16 protein-coding genes are annotated in these 16378 nt (G+C 39.4%); 9 read left to right on the top strand and 7 right to left on the bottom strand.

Annotated elements, in window-relative coordinates; all coding sequences use genetic code 11:
* Positions 1 to 168: 168 nt before the first annotated feature.
* Both L634_RS0116970 and L634_RS0116965 read right to left on the bottom strand, forming a co-directional pair.
* Positions 169 to 960: an endonuclease/exonuclease/phosphatase family protein gene (locus L634_RS0116970; RefSeq protein ID WP_026583473.1), complete on the bottom strand. Its 792-nt coding sequence runs from the start codon at positions 958 to 960 to the stop codon at positions 169 to 171.
* Between the two features lie 3 nt (positions 961 to 963).
* Positions 964 to 2604 (bottom strand): PTS transporter subunit IIBC, encoded by a 1641-nt coding sequence (locus tag L634_RS0116965; protein WP_026583472.1) that lies wholly within the window; start codon positions 2602 to 2604, stop codon positions 964 to 966.
* 783 nt (positions 2605 to 3387) lie between these two features.
* On the opposite strand from L634_RS0116965, the gene L634_RS0116960 reads away from it, so the two are divergent.
* The 5 genes from L634_RS0116960 (at position 3388) to L634_RS0116935 (ending at position 8994) form a co-directional block, all read left to right on the top strand.
* Positions 3388 to 4242 (top strand): MurR/RpiR family transcriptional regulator, encoded by an 855-nt coding sequence (locus L634_RS0116960; protein ID WP_026583471.1) that lies wholly within the window; start codon positions 3388 to 3390, stop codon positions 4240 to 4242.
* A 51-nt stretch (positions 4243 to 4293) separates the two neighbouring features.
* The gene (locus L634_RS0116955) at positions 4294 to 5682 is read left to right on the top strand and encodes a YjiH family protein (protein ID WP_034262827.1); all 1389 of its coding nucleotides are present in this window, start codon (positions 4294 to 4296) and stop codon (positions 5680 to 5682) included.
* 73 nt (positions 5683 to 5755) lie between these two features.
* Positions 5756 to 6577 (top strand): acetyltransferase, encoded by an 822-nt coding sequence (locus L634_RS0116950; protein WP_026583469.1) that lies wholly within the window; start codon positions 5756 to 5758, stop codon positions 6575 to 6577.
* 11 nt (positions 6578 to 6588) lie between these two features.
* Complete coding sequence (gene menC, locus L634_RS0116945; protein ID WP_026583468.1) at positions 6589 to 7701, top strand: o-succinylbenzoate synthase; 1113 nt, start codon at positions 6589 to 6591, stop codon at positions 7699 to 7701.
* A 366-nt stretch (positions 7702 to 8067) separates the two neighbouring features.
* Positions 8068 to 8994, top strand: coding sequence for a COX15/CtaA family protein (locus L634_RS0116935; protein ID WP_026583467.1), 927 nt, complete (start codon positions 8068 to 8070; stop codon positions 8992 to 8994).
* A gap of 511 nt (positions 8995 to 9505) precedes the next feature.
* Here L634_RS0116935 and L634_RS0116930 read toward each other — a convergent pair.
* From L634_RS0116930 to L634_RS0116920, 3 genes are all read right to left on the bottom strand, one after another.
* A complete protein-coding gene (locus tag L634_RS0116930) occupies positions 9506 to 10009 on the bottom strand; it encodes a hypothetical protein (protein ID WP_026583466.1) in 504 nt (167 codons plus the stop codon).
* A gap of 586 nt (positions 10010 to 10595) precedes the next feature.
* Complete coding sequence (locus tag L634_RS34690; protein WP_269521569.1) at positions 10596 to 10721, bottom strand: hypothetical protein; 126 nt, start codon at positions 10719 to 10721, stop codon at positions 10596 to 10598.
* Positions 10722 to 11032: 311 nt separating this feature from the next.
* Positions 11033 to 11227 (bottom strand): alpha/beta-type small acid-soluble spore protein, encoded by a 195-nt coding sequence (locus tag L634_RS0116920; protein WP_026583465.1) that lies wholly within the window; start codon positions 11225 to 11227, stop codon positions 11033 to 11035.
* A gap of 272 nt (positions 11228 to 11499) precedes the next feature.
* Between L634_RS0116920 and L634_RS0116915 the strand changes: the two genes are divergently transcribed.
* From L634_RS0116915 to L634_RS0116905, 3 genes are read left to right on the top strand one after another with little or no spacing between them, the layout of a single operon-like run.
* Positions 11500 to 12768: an ammonium transporter gene (locus tag L634_RS0116915; protein WP_026583464.1), complete on the top strand. Its 1269-nt coding sequence runs from the start codon at positions 11500 to 11502 to the stop codon at positions 12766 to 12768.
* A 38-nt stretch (positions 12769 to 12806) separates the two neighbouring features.
* Entirely contained in the window at positions 12807 to 13790 is a 984-nt protein-coding gene (locus L634_RS0116910) for a DUF294 nucleotidyltransferase-like domain-containing protein (protein WP_026583463.1), read from the top strand.
* Entirely contained in the window at positions 13790 to 14521 is a 732-nt protein-coding gene (locus L634_RS0116905) for an exonuclease domain-containing protein (RefSeq protein WP_026583462.1), read from the top strand. The genes L634_RS0116910 and L634_RS0116905 overlap by 1 nt, the downstream gene beginning before the upstream one ends.
* A 162-nt stretch (positions 14522 to 14683) precedes the next feature.
* Here the strand turns inward: L634_RS0116905 and L634_RS0116900 are convergent, their stop codons facing one another.
* Together L634_RS0116900 and L634_RS0116890 are read right to left on the bottom strand one after the other, a co-directional pair.
* Positions 14684 to 15010 carry a hypothetical protein gene (locus L634_RS0116900; protein ID WP_026583461.1) on the bottom strand — a complete coding sequence of 109 codons (327 nt, stop codon included), beginning with the start codon at positions 15008 to 15010 and terminating at the stop codon, positions 14684 to 14686.
* A gap of 200 nt (positions 15011 to 15210) precedes the next feature.
* Positions 15211 to 15447 carry a helix-turn-helix domain-containing protein gene (locus tag L634_RS0116890; protein ID WP_026583460.1) on the bottom strand — a complete coding sequence of 79 codons (237 nt, stop codon included), beginning with the start codon at positions 15445 to 15447 and terminating at the stop codon, positions 15211 to 15213.
* Positions 15448 to 15630: 183 nt separating this feature from the next.
* Between L634_RS0116890 and L634_RS0116885 the strand changes: the two genes are divergently transcribed.
* Complete coding sequence (locus L634_RS0116885; protein WP_026583459.1) at positions 15631 to 16209, top strand: HAD-IA family hydrolase; 579 nt, start codon at positions 15631 to 15633, stop codon at positions 16207 to 16209.
* Positions 16210 to 16378: the final 169 nt, after the last annotated feature.

Raw genomic sequence — 16378 nt, 5'->3', positions numbered from 1 at the left:
TCCTGCGGGAGAAGCGAGTCAGCGGGAGACCCCGCAGGTGCGAATGCACCGAGGAGCGTCGGACCGCCCGCGACAGCTTGAGTCCCTGGAGCGGAAATCAACAGGCCAATTTTATAAAGGAAAAAAGAGGGTGCCCGAAAGTCATACTTTTGGGACACCCTCTTTGCTTTAATCATGATATTCCGTTTCCACACCATAATGGTCAGAAATTACCGGTTTATTTGTTCCGTTAAAAATAGCCCTTGAATATTTTGGCTGGATCGTTTGATTCGTTAAGATTAAATCGATTCGCAAATCCTGTTTGTTTTCATCCCAGCCGGCAATTTTTCCTTTAACGGTAACCCCGGAATCTTTTTCTTCAGCCAGATTGTAAGTATCATGAATTCCATGGCTTATTAAGAAATCGTAGCCTTCATCCCTGACAAAAGCAGAGCTGTTGAAGTCCCCCATTAAAAAGAATGACTTGTCCTTCTGAATCCGGGAAATAAGAGATTCTGCCTGGTATTTAAAAGGTTCTTCGTCATCCTCCCACCAGCCAAGATGGCACGAATAAAAAGAAATAGGCCTGTTCTGATACAGGATATTTACTCCTACTATTTTTCGTGTTTTCCAGTAATTCTGGTTATGGCTTTTGGTTATAAAAAATGAATATTCTTCTTTTATCTCATGCCTGGTTAAAATAGCCAGACCTTCTTCATAAACATCATATCCAAGATGGGAGAAATCCCATGTGAATTGATAATCTTCTACATTAAGTTTTCGTAATTCTTCTATTAAAGCTAGTGCATAGTTATCTTTACGGATAAGTCCGTCAACATATGGTGCTTTTATATGCTGGCTCACTTCCTGCAGGGCGATAACATCATATTGATTCTCTTTAATAGTCTCAGCCAAGACCTTTATTTTTTCAAGCTGCTGATCTTCCTGCCAGGAGTGGCAGTTAAGAGTAAGTAACTTCATTAATTATGCCCCCAGCAAATCCAGGATGTCCGATTTTAGAACATCAGCTTTTGGACCATAAATAGCCTGGACTCCTTTGTCTTTAACGATAAGACCGAGAGCTCCATTCTTTTTCCATTCCTGTTCACCAGCTACGGCAGATGTATCTTTGACAGTTACACGTAAACGGGTCATACAAGCATCAACGTCTTCAATATTATCTTTTCCGCCTAATAATGCAATTAAAGAAGGGGCAAGTGAATCTTTCCTGACTGCTGATTCTGAAGTGGAGCCTGCACTTTCTTCTTCAATATAGTTGCCATTTCGTCCCGGAGTAGGGAAGTTAAACTTTTTAATCATAAAGCTGGCTACCCAAAAGTTTAATCCAAAGAAGACAAGGCATGCGATAACAAAGTTCACAAGGTCCATCCATAATCCTGCTTTTATGATCATTGGTGTTCTGGTAATTAATTCGATAATACCAAATGAGTGGACACGGATATTAATAAAATCAACGATCGCAAATGCAAGACCTGTCATAATTGCGTATACCACATATAAAAGAGGTGCTGCAAACATGAACATGAACTCAATCGGTTCAGTTACACCTGTTAAAAATACTGCTAATCCGGCAGAGAAGAACATTGATTTGTATTTCTTCTTTTTTCCGGGATCCACATTGCGGTACATCGCTAACGCGATACCAAGCAAAGCTGCAGCAGATAAAATCATTTGTCCAACTTTAAAGCGGGCAGGAGTAATTTCATTCAGTAATTGCTTGTAGCTTTCAGTATCACCGGCAGCAAGGAAATTGTTCAAGTCGGCAATCCATGCCAGCCATAGCGGGTCTTGTCCAGCTACAGTTGAACCGGCATTGGAGCCTGTCAGGATTTTATAAGTTCCGCCCAGTTCTGTATAGTTGATTGGAACAGTCAGCATATGGTGAAGGCCGAACGGTAGCAATAGACGTTCTAATGCACCAAAAACAAATGGTGCGATGATTGGAGCAGTGTTTCTAGATGTGGCAATCCATTGGCCAAAGTCATTTAACAATCCTTGAATAAACGGCCATACAATTGATAAGACCATAGCAGCTGCAACTGAGGCGCCAATTACAGTGAAAGGGACAAAACGTTTCCCGTTGAAAAATGATAAAGAATTTGGCAGCTTGTCATAGTTATAGAATTTATTAAAAAGATTGGCTCCAAGGAAACCAGAAATTATACCGACAAAAACTCCCATATTTAGGGCTGGAGCACCCAGAATAGACGTAAAATAATCATGCACGGCAAGATTTTGTCCAAATAAAGATCTAACAATCGCGTCAGGATTTGCTAACATATCAGGTTTTACTCCAAAAATAGCACCTGTAATTCTATTAATGAGAATAAATGCAAGCAATGCTGCAAAAGCTCCTCCTGCACGTTCCTTAGCCCAGGAGCCGCCAATAGCAACCGCAAATAGAATATGCAGATTTGTAATAATGGACCAGCCGATATCTTCCATCACTCGTGCAATCGCTTGCACAAAAGATAGATCAGTACCAGACATTCCAACCAGCTTTCCGAGTGAAATCATAATACCCGCAGCAGGCATTACGGCAACAACTACGAGCAGGGCCTTCCCAAACTTTTGCCAAAAATCAAAAGAAAATAATTTTTTCATAGTTCTACCTCTCTCTTATTGTATGGGCTTTCATTAAATTTACTAAAAATGTATTTAAGGGTTTTTTACGAAAAAGATTTCGATATAGAAGTAAAAATCCAACTGAAAATACAGTTTAGCTTTATTATTATCTTAAAATAACACAGTGAATCTATTTTATGCAACCGTTTGCTCAAAAAATGATTGGGAGAGAATAAGTATAATAGAGAAGTTATTCTGGGAGCAGGGAACTGAAATGTACCTTGCGGAGATAGGGGAGAGTTTGATGAACGGAGGCCACTGCGATAACTGGTCAGGAACTTCAGCAATTATTTACTAAAGCTCAGCAAAATCGATAAATGGATTAAGCGCAATAAATCATGGAATACCTCCTTCTTTTTATTCGCTGTTTTCGTAAAGTCTGCTGCTTTTCGGGGCTAACTGCATGAATGATAATTAGGATTGCAGCTGTTGCATCAATAGCAACGTGATATCTCATCATTGTTTTGGATATCTTTTGCCTTTTATTAAATATACCAAGTTTTGCGGTACACACTGTTATTAGGAAATGAATGCATAAAAATAAATTTTTTTTATTAAAAATGCAAATTTTTATTGCGGAAGAAGTATTTTATCCTTTAATATTTATGTGTAGAAGGATTTCCTTCAAGGAAAATGGGCTTTATAGACTAATAGGAATACAAATATAATTTAGAATAGTAGAAAATCTTCTTGTGATAGAAGTATTTTATGCTTTATACTTTGCATAAGAAGTATTTCCTGCACTATTCAAGAGGAGTTAGCATGAATAAGAAAACATTGTTCCAATTAATAAAAGCAAGCTATTCCTCACTCTCTCCAGGACAGAAAAAAGCAGCTGATTTTTTTATGGATCATTCGGATGAAGCCGTCTTATTAACAGCATTTCAAGTTGGGAAAAAAGTGGGGGTCAGTGAAACTACCGTTATCCGGCTGGCTTATGCCCTGGGTTTTAGCGGCTATTCCCAAATGCAGGATCTTGTCAGACGAGATTGGCTTGAAGAGAAGCAGCAGACAGCGTCTGAAGATTTTCAATCATCAGTGAATGCCGGGAAAAAGAATTTGTTTAGGAGAGTCATTGATCAAGAGAGGAAAATACTTCGTCAATTGCTTGACCAGGTAAATGAAGCTGACATTTGGAAAGCAGTTGATATCCTTGTTCAGGCAGACAGAGTTTATATTGGAGGGTTTGGCAGCTCTTTTGCGGCTGCATACTGGTTTTATTACACGCTTAAGCAATTAAGGGGAAATGTGCTTATTTCAGGTCCAAAAGGATTTTTGCCTGAGGATGTGTGCGATTTGACTGAGCATTCCGCAGCCGTTATTTTTTCTTTTCCTCGTTATCGCAAGGAAACTTATAACCTGGCATCCTATGCTGAAAAACAGGGTTCCCGGGTTATAGCCATTACAGACCGCCAGTTTTCGCCTGTTGGGCAAATGGCATCCGTAACACTTACCACTGACGAACGAATGGATTCAGGACACCACTCTATTGCTTCAGTTGTAAGTTTGCTGGAAGTGTTAATTGCTGGAATACAGGAACGGGATCATGAAAAAATTGCAAAAAGGCAGCAAAGACTCGAATTTCTGTATGCTGAACAGGAAATGTTTTTGGAGTAATAACGACCAACAGGGGAGTCAACAAGTAAAAATAAAAGGGGGTACATACGAATGAGCAGTCTTTCAAAGAAAATGCCTGAAAGTGAACAGGGGCAGCTGAAGTCGTATGCGGCAGGAGATTATCTGAAATTCTTAATCCCATCTTTAGTGGGAATTCTATTATTTATGGTGCCAATTAGCAATGGTGAAGGCATCACCATCCCGGTGGCTTATTTGGCAGGGGAAATAGGCGCTTTATTGGGGGACTCGATTTACGCAATCACCGTTATCGTCATCACTTTATCCGTTATCGGGTCTTTTATCGCAACAGCTTTTAAGCCGGGGTTTATCATTAATAGTCCTTTTTTAAATAAGCTGTTCAATGTTAGCAAGTTTTGGCTGGCAGCGCGTTTCCTGGGAATGGTTTTTGCTGTTATCACATTTTTTGAATTGGGTGTTGAGCCAATCTATTCAGAAAATACAGGCGGACTATTAATCTATGATTTAATTCCGATCCTATTCACAACCTTTCTTCTTGCGGGATTATTATTGCCATTGCTATTAAATTTTGGCTTGCTTGAATTTTTTGGTGCATTGCTCATTAAAGTGATGAGGCCGGTATTTACGCTTCCAGGCCGCTCATCTCTTGATTGCCTGGCTTCTTGGGTAGGAGACGGCACAATTGGTGTCCTTCTGACGACCAAGCAATATGAAGATGGCTATTATACGAAGCGTGAAGCTGCAGTGGTTGCAACTACATTCTCGGTGGTATCCATTACTTTTACCATTGTAATCATTCAATATTTAAATCTTGAACAATATTTCCTTCATTATTATTTAACAATTATTCTTGCAGGACTTGCGGCTGCGATTATTATGCCCCGCATACCTCCTTTATCAAGAAAAGCGAATACTGGATATGAAGGAACTGAACTAAAAGAGGAAACATCTATTCCTGCGAATGTGTCTGCCGTAAATTGGGGTATTCAGAATGCGGTAAAAAAAGCTCAGGACAATAAAGGTCCTGCTGCAGTGGTTAAGGAAGGCTTTCAAAATGTCCTTGATATGTGGCTTGGTGTATTGCCGATTGTTATGGCAATTGGAACGGTAGCGCTGGTGATTGCAGAGTATACACCAGCATTCACAATTCTTGGAAAACCATTTGAACCAATCCTTGCGCTTATGCAAATTCCTGAAGCAGCTGAAGCAGCCCAGACAATGGTTGTCGGTTTTGCGGATATGTTCCTGCCTGCGGTTATCGGAAGCGGAATTGAGAGTGAAATGACAAGGTTCGTTATAGCTTGTGTATCTGTAACTCAGCTTGTTTATATGTCCGAAATGGGCGGACTGCTGCTTGGTTCAAAACTTCCAGTGAGCATTAAAGACTTAATCCTTATTTTCTTGCTTCGCACAATCATTACTTTGCCAATTGTAGTTGTTATTGCTCATTTCATATTTTAATGAACCCAATAAAATATTGGACGAGAATTGAAGGATTGCTGGGGTTGAGCAGGCATGTGAGAGGGAGGATTTTATGAAAAAAGAAGTACTATCATCACTTTCAATAAGAAACTTTCATTCGGTTAAAGAATTGGAAGCGGTTTATCAATTGGAAACGCTGATATGGAGCGTGGAAGATGCTGTACCCGTGAACCATACTGTTGCGACTGTTAAAAATGGGGGTTTTGTTCTGGGCGCCTTTATAAACGAGGAACTAATTGGATTTCAGTACAGCTTTCCTGGTTTTGATGGCAAAAGGGCTTACTTATGCTCTCACAGTCTGGGGATTCATGATGAATATCGTGCGTTAGGAATCGGGGAAAAGCTGAAACTGGCACAGAGAGAAACAGCCCTTGTAAAAGGATATGATCTTATTTCCTGGACATACGATCCTCTTGAAACGGTTAATGCCAATTTGAATCTTCATAAGCTTGGAGCGGTATGCACCCGGTATATCGAAAATGCATATGGGGAAATGTCGGATAATATGAATGCTGGTATACCGACTGACCGCTTTTTGGTGGAGTGGCGTATAAATAATGAAAAGCCTCAGTGCAGTCAAGATACTATTGCTCAACTACCTCGAGTGATTGAGACAGATACAGAAAATGGTTTTTCCGTACCTTTAAAAGCAGACCTGAGGGATGACAATGACAAGCTTCTCGTACCAGTACCAGGAAATTTCCAGGACATCAAGAAACAGAATTTTTCACTGGCATTGAAGTGGAGAGAAACCACCAAAAACGTTTTTGTCCATTTTTTGAACAAGGGCTGGATAGTGACTGATTTAGTCAAGGATCGAACTAGGGAACATCAATACTTATATCTCTTGGAAAAAGAAGAGATATGCCGCTAGGAGAAGATAAGATGGAAATTAAAAGCGTCATTTTAAGGCATGTGAAGATGGAACTTCTGAATCCATTTACTACAAGCGTTGGTACTGAAGTGGATAAAGATTTCATACTTGTTGAAATTAAGTCGAAAAGCGGGCTATCAGGCTGGGCTGAATCTGTTTCCATAATGGAACCTATTTATAATGAAGAAACCGTTAAAACGAATTGGCATATCATGAGTGACCATTTGATCCCTTCCCTGTTTGCAGCAGATATCCATCATCCGGATGATGTCTCTGAAGCTTTCAGGACAATTAGAGGGAATTTTAATGCCAAAGCTGCCTTAGAGGGTGCTGTATGGGATCTATATGCAAGGGAAAACGGGATTCCATTGTCAAAGGCTCTGGGCGGAGTGAAGGATCGAATTGAAGTAGGGGTTAGCGTAGGGATCCAGAATTCAGAAATGGCAATGCTCAAGCAAATCGAGGGGTATATAAAAGAAGGATATAAACGCATAAAGGTGAAAATCAAGCCAGGCTGGGATGTTCAAATTTTAAAAGCAATCCGGACGCAGTTTCCGGATATCCAGCTCATGGCGGATGCCAATTGCGCATATACACTTAATGATATTGAACATTTAAAAAAGCTGGAGGAGTTCAATCTTACTATGATTGAACAGCCACTTGAGCATGACGATATTATTGACCATGCAAAGCTTCAGTCACAGCTTCAAACACCAATCTGCCTTGATGAGAGCATACACACTTTCGAGGATGCCAGAAAAGCCATTGAGCTCGGGAGCTGTAAAATCATTAATCTTAAGATTGGCCGGGTTGGCGGCTTGACAGAATCAAGGAAAATCCACGATTTATGTGAAGCCAACAATATTCCGATGTGGTGCGGAGGAATGCTTGAAGCGGGGATCGGACGTGCACATAATATTGCCGTCACAACCCTTTCTAACTTCACGCTTCCTGGTGATACTGCACCATCCTCACATTATTGGAAGCAGGATATTATTGATCCGGAAGTGACTATGGAAGATGGGTACATAATCGTTCCTGAAAAACCAGGAATTGGCTTTGAACCAAACCGCAGTAAAATAGAAGATGTAACTCTTTTTAGCAAGACTTTTCTTAATAAATAATGTTTTTTCAATGAAAATTAGGGCAGCCCATCATCTTGATGGACTGCCTTTTTGGTTTTGCTGCCAAGATATTTGAGCTCTCGAGTTTTTAATAATGGAAGATTTCCATAAAATGGATTAAATTTTATCTTCACCAGGCAACAGCTTTTCCCCTCCTAAAATTGTGGGAACTGGAACCTTCTCTTTCAGAAAAAAAGCAATTTATTTTTTCCAGGTTAAAAATGGGAGGCTGGTAAAAAAGCAAATAGGGTATTCACTCGTTGACTTTAAAATTAATATCTTTTTGTGACACATGTCACCGAATGTATGTCCATTCTTTGTTAATATGGTGACAAATTTAAAAACTTACTAAAAGGAGTGCATGGGTTGAGGGTAAAGGGATTGGCATTCATAACCATTATTTTGACATACATTTTAATTGTGTTCGGCGGTTATGTTGCATCATCTGAATCAGGAATGGGCTGCGGGCCGGAATGGCCTTTATGTAATGGATTGGTCATACCTATGCTTGAAGGCGATACATTAATTGAATTTGCTCACCGTGTAATTGGGGCAATACTCGGGATTATAGCTGTAGTGCTATTTGTTAAAATCAAAAGGTCGCAATCGGATCAGAAGCTGCAATTGGCTTCCAGGGGCTTTATGGCTCTTATGGTTCTTCAGATCCTGTTGGGTGCAGTTGTGGTTTTATATGATTTGCCTTCCATCATCGTTTCTATTCACCTGTTGATTGCCATGCTGTTTCTGGCAAACCTTATATGGATTTGGCGAAGAGCTGGCGGCGGAAATGAACGTTATCGGCCACTGCTGAATAACAGAAATGGTAAAAGAGTTTTGTACCACCTAAATGTTGTTTTGCTGCTTATGATGCTGACTTTGTTTATCGGGGCATATGTTAAGCATCAAGCATATGGATTGGCATGCAGCTGGCTAAACTGCGGGAATGGTGTTTTCCCTGTTTCAATACCTGGGTTATTCCAGACAGGTCATAGGCTTTTAGCTCTAGCTTTAGGAATATACTTATTTGTTCTTACATATCTCTCTTTTAAGAAAAATTGGGAGACTGGCTTGCAAAATCGGCTGATGGCATCATCTTTGCTTGTGATGGGCCAAATCCTGATTGGCATTCTCACCATCATCAGTTATATTGAAATTTCCTGGGCGGTGCTCCACCTTGCGCTGGGAACTGCACTATTTGCATTGGTTTTTGAAACGCAGGTATATGCTTCTGCTGCTAACAGCGGGGAATCCAATATTAGAGTAAAGCATGGAAGGCAGCAGTATCTGGATTAGCAGTTTGTCTGGCTGTTATATACAGAGGGACTTTTCTTAGGAAAAATGGATGGATTCCTACAATATAACTGCTCAGGTTAATTAGAAAAAGCAAAACGAATGGTTCACCCCTGCCTATAATAGAAGCGGTCAATCCTCACAAGGGTTTTGTCCATCACGCCCTTAATGAAAGCCATTTCGATTAATCAAGGGAGTATTCAATCCATTATGAAGAGGAGCTAGGTTTGCTTGCAGAAGGGCTGCTTCCTTGCTATGTAATTTGTTTGCATAAAAGACCGTCGAATGACTAACGGGTTCGGTTTTGAAGTATAAAAACATAGTTAGAAGGCAAAGTCGAAATAGACATTGGTTAAAAAATGCTCAGAGGGAAATCTCTGAGCATTTTTTATAATATCTTATTCCATTATAACGCCTGTTAGCAAAAGAGGCGTGAAAAAAATGAGATGTTACATCTCTTACATTTTCAAGGTGACAGGAAATTTTTTTTGTTTTCGAAACATGATTCTAGGTGTTATGGGTTGACACTCTCTGCTTGGATAGCCTGTTTTGCGTGTATTTTTTTCATTGTAAATCTTGCTATTGGCTGAGCAATCAATAGTTCAATCCAAAATGCTACACCAAAATTTCTAAACCAACTGTGAAAGAAATTCTGAAAAGGTTCTAGGCTGATTTGTTTCGTACCAACCCAAGTTCCTATAATGGTTAGAAGAATAGATAGGACTGTAACATTCAATAAAGTATTCAATAAAACTCGGGCATTAAATCCATCTGTTTGTCCGACAAATTTTGGCATTACTCTCCCAACTAATGGTCCAGCAACCAGTCTTACTAACAATACAACAATAATCCACATAAACGGAATAATCGTAAGAGTTTCTATATAATTGTCTTTACTGAAGCCGCGTTCCATCCCCATAATGATTGGGGCGATCGTATTTACTGAAATAATTGAAATAATTAATAAAAATAATATGCCTTCCTTTGCGTTTTGAGGTAGTCTATCTTCCTTATACATATTTTCCCCTCCGAAATTTAAATTTCAGATGGCAGACGTATCTTGCGACATATATTTTTGGTCAGTTAACCTAATACCAATATCTCTACACACTGATTTAATTATTATAACAACTTTTTAAAAAAAAGATTTCTAAAACATTTTTCTTATTAAAATGTCTGCTTGATTTTCTTCATATTCTTAACATAAGCTCTTTTCTCATAAATTGTAGTTTTACTTATAAATTCTGCTCGTTGATTAACTTAGTAAGCCACCCGAAAAGCAACAAAGTTTACGAAAACAGCCTTAAGATAAATATGTCTTAGCCTACTATCACAGATGAAAATGTAATTTTTAACATAGCAATTGGTAAGAGTTTTATCTAAGAAATAGGAAGTTAACAACTTTATGTAATTTTGCTAAAACAAGGGCTATGTATGTGCTATTTGACATTAGCTTTTTTCGTAAAGCCTGTAAAACAACAAAAATAAGCAGTCTAATTTTTATGCTAATTGGACTGCTGAAAGAATTGTACTTATTGTTTTGTACTCTTAAACCGAACCGGTACTGAATGTCATACCCTGCTTTATTTCCAAAATAGATGCTGTTATTTTTTCATATCCCTTTTGGTTATTTCGCTGCGAATATCTGCATCTCTTGAGAACTCAGTATCTTGCTTTTTGTTATTTGGATATTTGTTTTTTCTTTCGCGATTGTCATTTTTGTTTGTCATAAATAGTCCCCCTCTGGTTAGGTTATAAAATATTCTGCAGCCAGGCCGAGTCAATTATTCACTGGATTCAAATCAAATGGAAAAATCAGCAAAATTGTGAACTTAGCGAATAAATCCGTAAAACCAGAGAATAAAAATGTAATTTAGCCAAGAAAATTAAAAATCAGCGAATAAGCTGGTTAAATCAGCGAATAAACAATTAATTTCAGCGAACAAATTCTTTTCTAAAAAATAGACAGAATTCCCGGTAAAAAAATATATTTTTTTAAACCGGCCCAAAGTGAAGGGCCGGTTCAGTTAAATAGCTTAGTTTAAAGATTTTGCTGGTTTTTAAGCTGCTGTTCTGCCATTGCAACAAGGCGTTTCGTCATTTCACCGCCGACAGAACCGTTTGCTCGTGCGGTCGTATCAGCACCAAGCTGAACTCCAAACTCATTGGCAATCTCTTGCTTCATTTGATCCAATACATTTTCTGAACCGGGCACCAAAAGTTTGTTTCTTGCCATGATACATCACTCCCGACGATTTATTGAGCAGTTTAACTGCTCGTTTTTAACTTAACCGTTAAATGAAAAACAGATACCACTTTAAATTTGCCAATCATCTTTTCATCAGTTTTTTTCATGTTAGATTTTATAACATAAAATTTAGAAAATTATAAAAAACACATTGACATATAAAAAAATTAGAGTAAAATAAAGTTAAATTAAACGGTGTAAGAAAATATAACATGATTAGGATATAAAATCTTACATCTATTAAAAGGGAGGAAAGGCAATTGGATACCACTTTTTTGCTAAACAGTTCGTGGGTTATGCTAGGAGCGATTTTAGTTATTTTTATGCTAGCCGGATTTATTATGCTAGAGGCAGGGTCGACTAGAATGAAGAATGCCGGCCACATTGCAGGTAAAACCATTTTCACATTTGGGCTTGCATCGCTTGTTTTTTGGGCAATTGGTTTTGGATTTATATTTGGCGATAATGCCAACTTTTTTGTAGGACTTTCAAACTTCTTCTACTCAGGAGCTGAACTGGAAGGAATGGATTTATCTTCTTCTGTATTCTTCGTTTTTCAGCTGGCATTTGCCGGCATTGCCATTACGATCGCACTAGGCGGTTTTGCAGAACGTGCAAAATTATCTGTGTACCTCATTTTCACTTTATTATTTTCCGCAATTGTTTATCCTGTCGTTGCACACTGGATCTGGGGCGGCGGCTGGCTTGCAGAGCATGGCAAGCAGGATTTCGCCGGTTCTACTGTCGTTCACTTAACAGGGGCTATGGCAGCACTGGCAGCTACTATTTTGCTAAAACCCCGTATTGGAAAATTTAATAAAGATGGCTCAGCTAATAACATATATGGACATAACCAGGTTTATACTGCATTAGGTGTACTGATTCTATGGGTCGGCTGGTTCGGGTTTAACGCAGGTAGCACATTATCTGTCGAAGATGGTTTCTTTGGATTTGTAGCTCTTAACACAAACCTTGCTGCCGGAGCAGGAGCAGTAGCAGCTCTAATTGTTTCCTGGATGGTTATGGGGAAATCGGATGTACCGACTATGCTTAATGGTGCTCTAGCTGGTTTAGTTGCTATAACAGCTTCATGTGCGTTTGTTGATACTTGGGCCTCCGTAATTATTGGTCTCGTAGCTGGTGTTCTTGTATTTTATAGCGTCAGATTCTTTGAAAAGAGAAAAATCGATGATCCAATCTACGCTTTATCTGTCCATGGTGCAGCTGGGATTTGGGGGACTTTATCTACCGGTTTCTTTGCAACGCCTGAGCTGGCCACGGTCGGAAAGCCGGGATTATTTTACGGAGGAGGCTTTGAACAGCTAGGCGTCCAATTCATGGGTGTAGCGGTTTCCGGTTTATATGCCTTTATAGTTTCTTTCATTATCCTGGCTATTGCCAAAAATGTAATGGGAGGACTTCGAGTAACGGAGGAAGAAGAGATTATGGGATTGGATTTAAGCGAACATGGAAGCTATGGATACCCAGAAGTTTTCATGGCTGAAGAAAACAAAAGGTTAAGCTCGTAAACCTCCAGAATACGGGCTTCCTTAAAGGAAGTGTCCGGATGGATATTGGAATAAATTCGTATCAATCCCTAAAGAAATGGAAAGATGAACAGATATTGCATTATCGATCTGATACCTCCCTGCTGAATAAGTTTCATGATCGTGTTATGAAAACTGTTTTTGAGTTGGCTTTGGAGCGTATGTATAGAAAAATATCACCGTCATGGAAATTTGCCTGGTTCGCAACAGGAAGCGGAGGGAGAATGGAACAAGGCTTTCTAAGCGACCAGGACCATGGAATGGTGTATGAAGCGAAAGATCATGAAGCCGAGACCTTCTTTTTGCAGCTGGGGGAGGAAGTTGCGAAGGGATTGGAGGCAGTAGGATACCCCTATTGCGAAGGAAAAGTAATGAGTTCCAATCCCGTATGGTGCAAGCCTCTGGAAAAGTGGAAGGGGCAAATTGCAGAATGGATGCAAGAAGAAAGTTTACATTCAATAAGGAATCTGCATATTTTCTATGATAGCAGAGTGCTAATTGGTGAAGAAGATTTTATAGGTGAATTAAAATCACTGATTTATCATCAAATTAAAAAAAGCCCTCAACTGCCAAGCAGGTTAATGGAAACGAGCATGCATATAAAAAATGCAATTGGTCCTTTTGGTCAGCTGCTGACAGAAGAGAAAGGACCTCATCAGGGGGAGATGGATCTCAAATATACCGCATTTATTCCTTATGTGAATGCGGTTCGAATCCTGGCTATAACAGAGGGGATTATGGAGACTTCCACAATTGCCAGGATCGAGAAACTGAGAGCTATTCATGGCTATAATGAGGAAATGGACGAATATAAAAACAATTTTGCTGCTCTATTAAAGTGGCGACTCCTGTCGTATAACCAGACAGATACTTACGATGATACCCACTTCCTCAAAGTAAAAAGCTTAACAAAATTGGAGAGAAAAGAACTGAAACGGATTTTAAGAGGTGGAAAAAAGCTCCATCAATTTGTAGCAAGAACCGTTGAAAAGGGTGCATTGTAATGGGATTTGATCCTTTTGTTCAATTTGTCAGAGGAATTCAAGGGAAGCTTCATTCCAATATGTTTGGTGGCTTGAATGGACAGAACGCCCAGCATATGGCGTTTATCAGGCAAATGCAAAGGGAGCTTGAAAATGCCAATTCAATGGACATACCGATCAAAAAACTAAGCGTTGCAGTATTTGATATTGAAACAACAGGTTTTTATCCGGATAAAGGAGACAAAATTATTTCTATAGGGGCAGTTAAAATAATTGATGGAACGATTTGTCATAATGACTGCTTTTACTCACTCGTGCATTATGATCAGCCGCTTCCTGAAGAAATAAAAGAGCTAACCGGAATATCAGAGGACCAGTTATGCAAGGCGCCTGCCCTCGCAGATGTTCTAATAAAATTCTTTGAATATGTAAAGGAGATGCCGCTTGTCGCCCATCATGCGAACCATGAAAAAAGCTTTATGCGCCACAGCTGCTGGAAGTTATTCCGTACGCCTTTTAAGCATAAGGTATTGGACACTTCATTCCTTTATAGGGTGGCAGATCCTGATCGTGCATTATTTACATTAGAAGAACTATGTAAATATAACGGCATCCCAGTAAAAGGAAGGCATCATGCGTTAGGGGATGCAAAGCTTACAGCTCAGCTATGGTGTATTTTGAGTGAAAAAGCCGATGTGTTAGGTTGCACGAATCTGAAGGATGTTTATGAGCGCCTTGCCAAACTTGAATAAAGAATCAAGAAGGTCAGTTTAGAACCAGATGTTCGGACTGATCTTTTTCTTGTCATTAAAAAAACTTCTGGCCTTGATGCAGTTTTTCTGATATATCCGCGGTTTTTATCTGTATAAATAAAGAAGCATGGTTTTTATATCGGTCCATGCTTCTTTTTGATATTAAAACTCTCCATCAAATGGGGTGAAAGGGATGTTAAGCCTATTTTCCACAGCTCTTAGACGCTGGTTTAATCTGTTAAGTCTGCGTGTGTGCCGATCAACAGTCTGATTTAGCATTTTTACTTGATCGGTTAAGTTCGTAAGCTGCCTGTTTAATCGTGTGATTTCTCTCGATTGGTCCTGATTTTGCCTCTCTAAAGCTGTTACTCTTCTTTCGAGCTGTGGAGGCTGTCTGTCAGAATCATATTGCTCATACAGCTGGAATTCAGGTGTAAAGTGGCCTGAGGGCTGAGGAAGGTAACCTTGATAATAACCATATGGATACATTGGGCATTCTCCTTTTTTATAAATATGCTTAAGCTCCATATAAATTATGCAAAAATGGGCGGGGAGACACGGCAAAAGCCTATATTTTTAGGGCAGGAAGCAGCAGATGCCAATTTTCAAATAATGGGGTGCTTCAGGCATGCATAGGGTTGAGGCATACTGTTGGAGGATAGGCAGGGCTGGTCAGCAAGCATACCAGCCTACATAAATGGGGGAACACCTTTGCTGATTTCAGAAACAAGGGAGGAGAGGGACTGAAGCTGCTGGTCATCAAGGTCGAATGCAGTTTTAATCTTGTTCTCAAGGTCAGCTGTTACTCTTCGTTTGCCTACCTCTACTAAAGCAATTAAAGAAAAGCTGCAGCTGACAATCCTTGCAAAATCGCGCTGTGTCATATTATAGCTTTTCCTGATAAGCTTAATAATTTCTTTATCCATATTAAATCATCCTCAATTTATCTTAATATTTCCGGCCATTCTATAAACACGGGCCTTTAGCTATAAAATTAGCATTGAGTCTTACTGTTTGTCAAAGTTATTTATTGTGGTAATGCTATTTAATAGGCTAATAGCAGGTATAATAATTAAACCTGTTAAAAAAGATTCGGAAGGAGTAGCCTGATGAATATACTGTGGGATTTTGATGGAACCTTATTTGATACATATCCAGCATATACGGCTATTGTAAAAAAGGTAATGGGTGACATGCATGTAGAAGACGAAGAAATATTTTGCCAATTAAAAATTTCATTCGGGGATGCTTTCCGCTATTTCCATCTAAGTGAAGAGCGGATATCCAGCATCAGAAAACAAGCAAGAAAGCTTGCGCCCAGTGACCTTAAGCCCTTCCCGCATTTGGAGGATGTACTTAAGCTGGCAGAAAAGAATGTTATTATGACACACAAGGAAAAAGAGGATGTCCTGTCCATCCTTTCATTTCATAAGCTGGATGGCTACTTTGCGGATATGTTAGGAGGGGATGACGGCTATCCACGGAAACCGCATCCGGCCTCCTATCAAATCCTAAATGAAAGGCATAGTATTGACTTAGCGGTTGGCGACAGGGAAATTGATATACTTCCAGCCAAAAGCCTTGGCATTAAAACCTGCCTTTTTCAAAACAAAACGCCGGGGGCTGACTTTTACCTGGATAGCTACAAAGACTTTAAAAAAATAATAAAAATAAGTCCGCACAGATAAACTGTCCGGACTTATTTTTAACAATATAATAGCTGGGTGCTTAAGGGAGCATTCTCCCTTGTTTTAAAGCTTTAATGGAAACCATAGCTTGGATCCTCTGGTCCGTCCAACCAGGGCTTTAGCTCTAAAAAGGTTTTCTCTTTCAACTCATCCTGATTTATTACATCAA

The organism is Bacillus sp. J33 (genome assembly GCF_000518885.1).
Lineage (GTDB): Bacteria > Bacillota > Bacilli > Bacillales > Cytobacillaceae > Cytobacillus.
This window is presented reverse-complemented; position numbering and strand designations above follow the sequence as displayed.

Bases quoted from the DNA above. Each gene is read 5' to 3' on its own strand.
- L634_RS0116955 (WP_034262827.1), top strand. From the start codon at position 4,294: ATGAGCAGTCTTTCAAAGAAAATGCCTGAAAGTGAACAGGGGCAGCTG.
- menC (WP_026583468.1), top strand. From the start codon at position 6,589: ATGGAAATTAAAAGCGTCATTTTAAGGCATGTGAAGATGGAACTTCTG.
- L634_RS0116950 (WP_026583469.1), top strand. From the start codon at position 5,756: ATGAAAAAAGAAGTACTATCATCACTTTCAATAAGAAACTTTCATTCG.
- L634_RS0116905 (WP_026583462.1), top strand. From the start codon at position 13,790: ATGGGATTTGATCCTTTTGTTCAATTTGTCAGAGGAATTCAAGGGAAG.
- L634_RS0116885 (WP_026583459.1), top strand. From the start codon at position 15,631: ATGAATATACTGTGGGATTTTGATGGAACCTTATTTGATACATATCCA.
- L634_RS0116890 (WP_026583460.1), bottom strand. From the start codon at position 15,447: ATGGATAAAGAAATTATTAAGCTTATCAGGAAAAGCTATAATATGACA.
- L634_RS34690 (WP_269521569.1), bottom strand. From the start codon at position 10,721: ATGACAAACAAAAATGACAATCGCGAAAGAAAAAACAAATATCCAAAT.
- L634_RS0116930 (WP_026583466.1), bottom strand. From the start codon at position 10,009: ATGTATAAGGAAGATAGACTACCTCAAAACGCAAAGGAAGGCATATTA.
- L634_RS0116920 (WP_026583465.1), bottom strand. From the start codon at position 11,227: ATGGCAAGAAACAAACTTTTGGTGCCCGGTTCAGAAAATGTATTGGAT.
- L634_RS0116965 (WP_026583472.1), bottom strand. From the start codon at position 2,604: ATGAAAAAATTATTTTCTTTTGATTTTTGGCAAAAGTTTGGGAAGGCC.
- L634_RS0116960 (WP_026583471.1), top strand. From the start codon at position 3,388: ATGAATAAGAAAACATTGTTCCAATTAATAAAAGCAAGCTATTCCTCA.
- L634_RS0116910 (WP_026583463.1), top strand. From the start codon at position 12,807: ATGGATATTGGAATAAATTCGTATCAATCCCTAAAGAAATGGAAAGAT.
- L634_RS0116970 (WP_026583473.1), bottom strand. From the start codon at position 960: ATGAAGTTACTTACTCTTAACTGCCACTCCTGGCAGGAAGATCAGCAG.
- L634_RS0116900 (WP_026583461.1), bottom strand. From the start codon at position 15,010: ATGTATCCATATGGTTATTATCAAGGTTACCTTCCTCAGCCCTCAGGC.